7 protein-coding genes are annotated in these 8,156 nt (G+C 60.1%); 4 read left to right on the top strand and 3 right to left on the bottom strand.

Going from position 1 to position 8,156, the window contains the following annotated elements:
- Window positions 1–106: 106 nt before the first annotated feature.
- Complete coding sequence (locus WCA53_RS13465; RefSeq protein WP_423910819.1) at window positions 107–967, bottom strand: oxidoreductase; 861 nt, start codon at window positions 965–967, stop codon at window positions 107–109.
- Between the two features lie 217 nt (window positions 968–1,184).
- Between WCA53_RS13465 and WCA53_RS13460 the strand changes: the two genes are divergently transcribed.
- On the top strand, window positions 1,185–1,976 hold the full coding sequence (locus WCA53_RS13460; RefSeq protein WP_423910814.1) for an IclR family transcriptional regulator: 792 nt from the start codon (window positions 1,185–1,187) through the stop codon (window positions 1,974–1,976).
- A gap of 11 nt (window positions 1,977–1,987) precedes the next feature.
- Here WCA53_RS13460 and WCA53_RS13455 read toward each other — a convergent pair whose 3' ends face one another.
- Entirely contained in the window at window positions 1,988–3,316 is a 1,329-nt protein-coding gene (locus WCA53_RS13455) for an MFS transporter (RefSeq protein WP_423910809.1), read from the bottom strand.
- 298 nt (window positions 3,317–3,614) lie between these two features.
- Here WCA53_RS13455 and WCA53_RS13450 point away from each other — a divergent pair, with 298 nt between their 5' ends.
- Both WCA53_RS13450 and WCA53_RS13445 read left to right on the top strand, forming a co-directional pair.
- Window positions 3,615–4,406: an enoyl-CoA hydratase/isomerase family protein gene (locus WCA53_RS13450; RefSeq protein WP_423910806.1), complete on the top strand. Its 792-nt coding sequence runs from the start codon at window positions 3,615–3,617 to the stop codon at window positions 4,404–4,406.
- A gap of 23 nt (window positions 4,407–4,429) precedes the next feature.
- Window positions 4,430–6,562 carry an acetate--CoA ligase family protein gene (locus tag WCA53_RS13445; protein ID WP_423910803.1) on the top strand — a complete coding sequence of 711 codons (2,133 nt, stop codon included), beginning with the start codon at window positions 4,430–4,432 and terminating at the stop codon, window positions 6,560–6,562.
- Between the two features lie 16 nt (window positions 6,563–6,578).
- On the opposite strand, the gene WCA53_RS13440 is transcribed toward WCA53_RS13445, so the two are convergent.
- On the bottom strand, window positions 6,579–7,058 hold the full coding sequence (locus WCA53_RS13440; RefSeq protein ID WP_423910800.1) for a cupin domain-containing protein: 480 nt from the start codon (window positions 7,056–7,058) through the stop codon (window positions 6,579–6,581).
- 108 nt (window positions 7,059–7,166) lie between these two features.
- Between WCA53_RS13440 and WCA53_RS13435 the strand changes: the two genes are divergently transcribed.
- A complete protein-coding gene (locus WCA53_RS13435) occupies window positions 7,167–8,057 on the top strand; it encodes a LysR family transcriptional regulator (protein ID WP_423910797.1) in 891 nt (296 codons plus the stop codon).
- Window positions 8,058–8,156 lie beyond the last annotated feature (99 nt).

Raw genomic sequence — 8,156 nt, 5'->3', positions numbered from 1 at the left:
GTCAACATCTGGGTGTCCGACGAACTCGCATTGCGTCAAAAGCTCATCGTTTGGTGCGCATGCTTTCGTTTCGACGCCTGCGTGGCGCATACCTGTCTGACGAAAACTATGATGCAGCAAAGTCAGTTGATGCTGACAGCGCTCTCCAGGTCTCCGTCTCTTGCGTGACATACGCGTTTTTCTCAGCGATGGCCTTTAGCGTGTCGGTGCCCAGCGGCAAGCGCAACGGAGGCGTTGACGCGTCGACCAGTTCGATCATGGCTTTCGCCAATTTCTCTGGGTTACCCGGCTGACTGTGGTTAAGGCTCGCGGCGATCCTGCGTACGTTTCCCGAAGTCTCGTCATAATCGGCGATCACTTCTCGGGCAACTTTCAGCGACGACGCGTCGAGAAAGTCCGTACGGAAGTATCCGGGTTCCACGACTGTAGCGTAGATACCGAGTGGTTTCAGTTCCGCTCGCAACGCCTCGGTCAAACCCTCGACCGCAAACTTGGTCGATGAATAAGCGCCGAATCCGGCGCCTGCGCGATAACCGCCGATCGACGACATGTTGATGATGTGGCCCGCACGCTGCGAACGCATCACGGGCAAAACGGCACGCGTGACATTCAACAGCCCGAACACGTTGGTGTCGTACATTTGGCGCACGTCAGCGTCGCTAGACTCTTCGATAGCCCCCAACAATCCGAAACCTGCGTTATTGATCAAAACATCGATCCGGCCAAATTTTTCAACCGCTGCTTTAGCCGCTGCTTTTCCCTGCGCTTCATCGGTCACGTCAAGCGCCACGGGCAGGAGCGCCGGCGATTCGCCAAGTCGCTCCGTGATTGCTGCAACATTGCGACCCGCTGCAACCACGGCGTTTCCATCAGCCAACGCTGCGTCGGCGATGAGCGCGCCAAGGCCGCGTGACGCACCGGTGATGAACCAGACCCGCCTGAAGCTGATTTTTTCGATACTAACCATGATATTTCTCCTAGGTGTGTGACGCGGTCAGAGCATTCAGATTGTCAGGTGCGAATGGAAAATGGATCGTCATTTTGCGAGGTTTTGAACGGAGTTTAGGTCAAAGCGTTGATGCAATAATAGCGACGCCCGAAAGCGCGACAACAAGCCCAAAGCATGGGAAGTCCAGACAAAAGGCGTTACCTGATGCAGGCAAGACATAAGGAATACTGTCCCAATGCCGGATAGCAAGCCAATACACAAACCCCGTCGAGGCGCCGTCTCGAATCGCTCGCTGGAGCGAGGGTTGGAACTGCTGCGAGCCTTTGGTCCCGGGGCGACGTTGCTCGGCAATGGAGATCTCGTTGAGCGAACCGGGCTGCCAAAGGCCACTGTCAGTCGACTCACGCAAACGCTGGCTGCGGCCGGATATCTCGAGCACGACGTTGGGCGCAAGGCCTATCGTCTTGGTGTACCCGTGTTAAGCCTCTCTCATGCCATGCGCAGCGGCTCGACCCTCCTGCAGGCGGCAGCGCCGCTGATTCGCGAGATTGCGCAGAGGCACCATATCAATGCAGGTCTCGCGGCAGCCGATCGCGAAGAGATGGTCTATCTGGAATCGGTCCGTTACAACCAGCGGGTTTCGCTGAGAAACATAGTGTCGGGACAACGGGTGCCCATGGAGCTGACTTCGCTTGGCCGAGCGTATCTTGCAACCCTTGAACAAAAGGCATTCGACGTACTCATGCTCAGCTTCGAGCAACGCGGCCGTACCGGCTGGGCCCGGCTTCGTGCCGAGATCCTGAGCGCCGTCGCGAGCGTTCACGAGCACGGCTATTGCGCGGCGAGCTGGCAGCCGGAGGTGGTCGCTCTTGCTACGCCGCTCTTGATCCCGGGCCATGCTTGCGTGGTGTTGAATTTCAGTGTCCGTACGACTGATCCGGTCCAGGCGGTGACGCGCGAGTTGTCGGGGCCGTTGCTGGCGCTGGGCGACCAGATCCTGGCGGCGGTGGAGAAAATCGAAGGTTAGCGATTGACTAACTAACGCTCGTTGATCGCGGCAGCCGGAATGCCAAGCACGACGGCCAGTCCACCCAGAATCGACACGATCGCGACTGCGTAAAGTCCCATCTCGTTGCTGCCGAAATGTGTGGATGCGAAACCAATGACGGTGGGCGCGGAGATTCCACCCAACTGCCCAAGGGTGCTAATAAGGCCGATGCCGCTCGCGGCAACCGTAGTCGACAAATAGGCCGGGGGGATTGTCCAGAACAGCGACAACATGCCCAGGTACCCCGCAGTCGCCACGCATAGCAAGAACATCAGTAAGCCAAGGTTGTTCGCGGCCAGCGGCAAAAGCGCCACGCCCGCTGCAGCGAGCACGGTACTCACCATGAAATGCCAGCGTCGTTCAAGCATCCTGTCCGAGCTACGGCCGAGCAGATACATCACGGCCGCGCCGACCACGTAAGGAACCGCGGAAAGCAGTCCAATGTGCCAGAAGTTCGTTACGCCGCTTTTCTGAATGACGCCGGGCGCCCAGATGTGCACGACGATGCTGGCCCACGGCACGCTGAAGTACGCGAAGGTCAGGATGTAGAACTTCGGCTCCTTCAACGCAACCCAGATCGATGCATGTGCGCGTCCGGCCTTGGCTTGCGCTTCGTGGCGAAGCTCCTCGATCAGGAAACGCTTTTCAGCCGCGCTCAGCCAGTCAGCCTGCTCGGGCCGATCGGTGAGGTACACGTAGGCCAGGAGACCGGCAACGATCGAAGGCAGCCCTTCGAGCAAAAACATCCACTGCCACCCGAGTAAATGCCCGACACCGGACAGGCTCTCCAGGATCAAGCCTGAGAGCGGTCCGCTGATGACGCCCGAGACGCAGATGGCGATCATGAAGATCGAGGTAATGCGCGCCCGGCGGGCCGCCGGAAACCAGTAGGTGAAGTAAAGGATCACGCCCGGAAAGAAGCCGGCCTCCGCCGCGCCGAGCAGGACGCGGGCGAGATAGAACTGTGCCGGGGTCTGCACGAATGCCGTGCCGGCCGAAACGATGCCCCACAAAACCATGATGCGCAACAGCGTGCGGCGAATCCCAACCCGTTGCAGCCACAGATTGCTCGGGACCTCGAACAGCATGTAGCCCGCGTAGAACAGGCCGACGCCCAGGCCGAATGATGCTTCGGACATACCGACATCGTGCGCGAACTGAAGGTGCGCGAAGCCGATATTCGCACGGTCCAGGTAGGCGAACACATAGCAGGCGAACAAGAAGGGCAGCAGCCGCCAGGTGATCTTGCGGTAGACAGCGTGCGCGCCGGACTGGCCGATCGTGTCCGGTTCGAGTGAGGTGGAAGGGATAGTGTGCATCGCGTCTCCGTATTTGTATGTCGTCGCGGCCTGCTATGGGGAACATAAGCGAAGCATGGGCGTGGCCGGCGTTGAAGCCAATTATCGGCGTCAGGGTAGGGATGCCAAGAGCCCAGTTCCACAGAGTGAAACAGCCGGGGCTTCCTCGCCCAAGTCTCGGGCAGTTTCACTCTGTGGAACTGGACAGATGCTTTGCCTGAATACGGAGACTAAGCTCGGTGGCATTGGATCGACGCAAACCAAACGTACGGCGCGGGAAACGTCGGCCAAACAAAACCGACTCTATTGAGGTACCGACATGAGTTCATCAGCTTCATCGACTATCGATATGACGATCGATGCGCAGATTGCGACGATCACGCTTAATCGCCCAGACAAGCGTAATGCAATCAGCGACGACATGCGCGCGGAACTGATCGAGGCGCTGACACGCGCATCGACCGACCCCACGGTGCGTGCCGTCGTCCTCACGGGCAACGGCCGAGGATTCTGCGCGGGCGGGGACGTCGGCGGCATGGCGAAGCGCATGGAAGCACCCACAGGCGAGGTCGCCTTTAACGGATGGTCTCGCCAGCAACGTGTGCATCACACGGTGAATCTCTTGTATTCGATGCCTAAGCCGACCATCGCCGCCGTGAATGGCGCCGCCGCGGGTCTTGGCGCCGACATGGCGCTCAGTTGCGACTTCATCGTTGCATCGGAGGAGGCCAGCTTCGCGTGGAGCTACATCAAGCGCGGCCTGATTCCCGATGGCGGCGGCATGTACTTTCTGCCGCGCCGCGTGGGTCTCGCGCGTGCCAAGGAACTCATTTTCAGCGGCCGCAATGTGGACGCTGCGCAGGCGCTGGCGCTGGGTATCGCGGATCGCGTCTGCAGTCCGGGCGATCTCCTGGCGCATGCGCAAGCGTGGGCAACAGAGCTCAGCGTGGGCTCGCCGACCGCGCTCGCGCTTGGCAAATCAATCCTGAACCAGAGCTACGAGTTGTCGGCGCAGCAGGTTTTTGCACAGGGCAGTCAGGCTCAGGCCATCTGCTACACGAGCCACGAGCACCGCGAAGCGGTTCTCGCCTTTCTCAACAAAAGCCAATGAATACTGGCAGAGGAGTGGTGGAGATGAATGCAATTGCAAAGCTGATGCGACCGCGCAGTGTCGCCGTGATCGGCGCGTCGGCGGATCTCGCGAAGACCTCGGGACGCCCGGTGGCTTACCTGCAGAAGCACGGGTTTGACGGACAGATTTATCCGGTCAACCCGCGTTACCAGACAATCAGCGGACTGGCCTGTTATCCGGATGTCGCGTCCCTGCCTGAAGCGCCTGATGTAGGAATCGTACTGCTCGGCGCCGAGCGCGCGCATAGCGCGGTGCGAGAGCTGGCGAAGCGTGGAACGAGCGCAGCCATCGTCCTGGCGAGCGGCTATTCCGAAACCGGCGAGGAGGGCGCGCGCCGTCAGGCCGAACTAATGGAGGCGGCAGGGGCCATGCGCATCCTTGGGCCGAATACGATTGGTCTCGTCAACCTCACCGACAGCATTACGCTTTCCGCGAGCGGGGCGCTCGAGACCGGCGCGCTTCCAGTTGGCGGAATTGGCGTGGTGTCGCAGAGCGGGGGCATCCTGGGTTCACTTTTGTCGCGTGCCGCGGCGCGAGGCATCGGCCTCTCCAAGCTGGTGTCGACGAGCAATGAAGTTGACCTCGATATGGCCGATTTCGTGGACTATCTGGTGGATGACGAAGCGACCTCGGTCATCGCGCTTTACATGGAAGGCTTGCGTCATCCCGATCGATTCGCCAAGGCCGCGTTGCGAGCCGCCGCCGCCGGCAAACCGATTGTCGTATTCAAGATCGGCCGCTCGGAGTCGGGCGCGCGCTCGGCCGTGTCGCATACCGGTGCGCTTGCCGGCGCAGACCGGATGTACGACGCACTGTTCGACCAGCTTGGCGTGATCCGTGCAGAAACGTTCTCCGACTTGCTGGACATTCCCGCCGCGCTCGCGACGCGCCGTATCCTGACGGGCAAGCGCATTGCCATTCTCACATCGACAGGCGGCGCAGGCACGCTTGTCACGGATAGCCTGGGCATGGTGGACTTCGAGACGCCTGCGCCCGATCAGGAGACCGCCACCGCGTTGCGCGCATTGCAGACCGGCGATCATGCGGTGCTCGATCGCAATCCGATCGACGTGACGCTCGCGGGTCTGCAACCGGACCTGTTGCGCGGAGCGATCCGGACGCTGTTGGCAAGCCCAGGCTACGACGCGGTTGTGGTGATCGTCGGGTCGTCGGGCCTGGCGATGCCCGATCTGATGGCCGGTGCGATCCGCGATTCGCTGCCGGGCAGCAGCAAGCCTCTGCTGAGCTTCGTCAGTCCTCATGCACCCGAGATCACCGCGCTTTTGAATCGGCAGGACATCCCGGCCTTTGTGACTCCCGAAAGCGTGGCGTCGGCGCTCGGCGCCATGTGGAAATACAGCGAGAATCATCGACGCGTAGCCGCATCTGCTGAACGCATGCCGATGGACCTGGTAGCGCCTGTCGTGCTGGACATCTTGCCTGAAGGCTCATTGAACGAGGCCGAGGCCAAGACGCTATTCGCGCGTTTCGGCGTTCCATCGGTACGGGAGCGTGTTGTCACGAACGCGCAAGAGGCACAGGCCGCCGCGCGTGAGCTCGGCGGCAAGGTCGTGCTGAAATTGTTGTCGAACGAGATCACGCACAAGAGCGAGGTGGGGGGCGTCGCGGTGGGCGTATCCACAGACGAGATCGGCGCACGCCTCGCCCGCATGTGCGATGAAGTCCAGACCCACACAGGCAGCGTGCCCAAGGCCTTCCTGGTGCAGGAGATGGTGAGGGATGGAGTCGAACTCATCCTTGGCTTGCACCGTGATTCACTTGGAACGGCGATCTTGCTCGGCATGGGTGGCGTCACGGCGGAACTGTTCAAGGACACCACGATGAAGTTATTGCCGGCGGCTGCTCCGTTGTCGCGCGACGACGCGCTGGCCATGCTTCAGTCGTTGAAGACCTGGTCGCTGCTGGACGGTTATCGTGGCCGGCCGCGCGCTGACGTGGACGCGGCGGTCTCGGCCATTGTCGCGTTCTCGAGAATGGCCTGGCAGCTTGGAACGCGTATTGTCGAAGCGGAGATCAACCCGGTCTTTGTCTTGCACGAGGGACATGGTGTGCTGGCCGTCGATGGTGTAGCCGTCATTGCGCCTGAGCGGGTAGAACAGCGCCACGGCACCTGACGGACTACTCACGGTGTCACCGTTGCGATGAATTTGCGTCACTAGGCGAAAGCAATGTGATCCCGAATCGCGGCGCTGCTTCCCGCATTCTTTCCTTAACCACGGCGCTCGGCGGCGCGGGCACGAACGGTGCGGACAGGGGGTCGGCGCAAGTCTCGACGAACTCGTCGAATCCCGCCGGCGCGCAGATCAAAAGATAGCGCGCCGTTCGATCCGACCGGTTGATGAGCTGATGGGCCGTGCCACGTCGCAGATGCAACGTCTCGCCAGTGCACACTGTGTGCAGTGTGCCTTCGATATCAACACTAAGTTCGCCATCCAGAATGTGGATGGTTTCGTCTTCATGCTGATGTTTGTGGTTCGGCGTAGCGCGACCTGCAGGGGAAAATATCTCAAGCATGCAGTACGATCCCGCGGATTGCTTACCGGAGACGAGCATGCGAGCACGCGAGCCACCAAAATCGTACTCGACCGGCTGGATGTTTTGGAAACGCATTGGGGTCCTTTCTCGTTAAGTGCAGAAAGGTCAATCTACCCCAATACGCTTTGTCGTTTGATCGCCTCGCTGCCGTTTCACTGATGACAGATTGTCGGGAATATCCTCATGAAAAATCTCAGTCAGTTCCTCAACTTCGCCGCTGTCGCACGACACGGCAGCTTTGCGAACGCGGCACGGGATTTGAGTCTCGCGCCGTCGTCTGTAGCAAAAAGCATTGCGCGACTGGAGCAGGAACTCGGCGTTCGGCTTTTCAATCGCACTACGCGATCCGTGCACTTGACGGCGGAAGGGCAGACGCTCTTTGCCAAGTGTTCCCGGCTCCTCGACGAGATTGAGTCGCTCGATTTGCACAGCGTCTCCGATGCTGCCGAACCTTCGGGCACGATCCGCATCGGTGCGCCGATCGGCTATGGGACCCGGGTAGTGGTCCCGGTGCTCACAGCTTTGCAGCGCCGCTATCCCGCACTCGAAATCGATCTCCGTTTGTCGGACGAGCAGGTCAATTTGGTGAAGGAAGGGCTTGATGCCGTAGTTCGTTTCGGTACGCTCTCCGACTCGAGCATGATCGCGCGTCAATTCGATTCACAGCCTCTGATCTTATGCGCTAGTCCCGCTTATCTTGCGGCGAATCCGAAGATCCGCAATGTCAATGACCTGTCGAACCATACGTTCGTTGTCTTTCGTATGCCGACGGACGGCCGGGACCGTCCGCTCGAATTCATCGCGGATGGCCACCCCGTGACGATTTCACCAAACTCGCGATTTCGTATCAGTCATGGTGAAGCGCTTGTCAACGCAGCCGTGCGGGACGCCGGCATGGTCCAGATGCCGGAATTTATGGCGCGATCTCTGCTCGATAGTGGCGCGCTGCAGGAAGTCCTGCATCAGTTCCGTCCCAAGCCATTGCCGGTCAATGTGATCGTGCCGGGTTCACGGACCCGGCCGGTCAGGGTCGAAGTTCTAGTAGAGGCGTTGATGAAGCTGCGGTCGGACTAGGTGCAAAGCGCTTTGAGTGATCGTGTTGAACTCAGTCAATTTCGACTCTGTCGGTGCTGAGGTGGTTTATCGCGCTGAATTTTCCGTGTTTAGTGCAAC

This window comes from Caballeronia sp., from assembly GCF_049581465.1.
In the GTDB taxonomy this organism is placed as follows: Bacteria; Pseudomonadota; Gammaproteobacteria; order Burkholderiales; family Burkholderiaceae; genus Caballeronia.
Note: the sequence above shows the minus strand (reverse complement) of the source record. Positions and strands in the feature narration are given on the sequence as shown.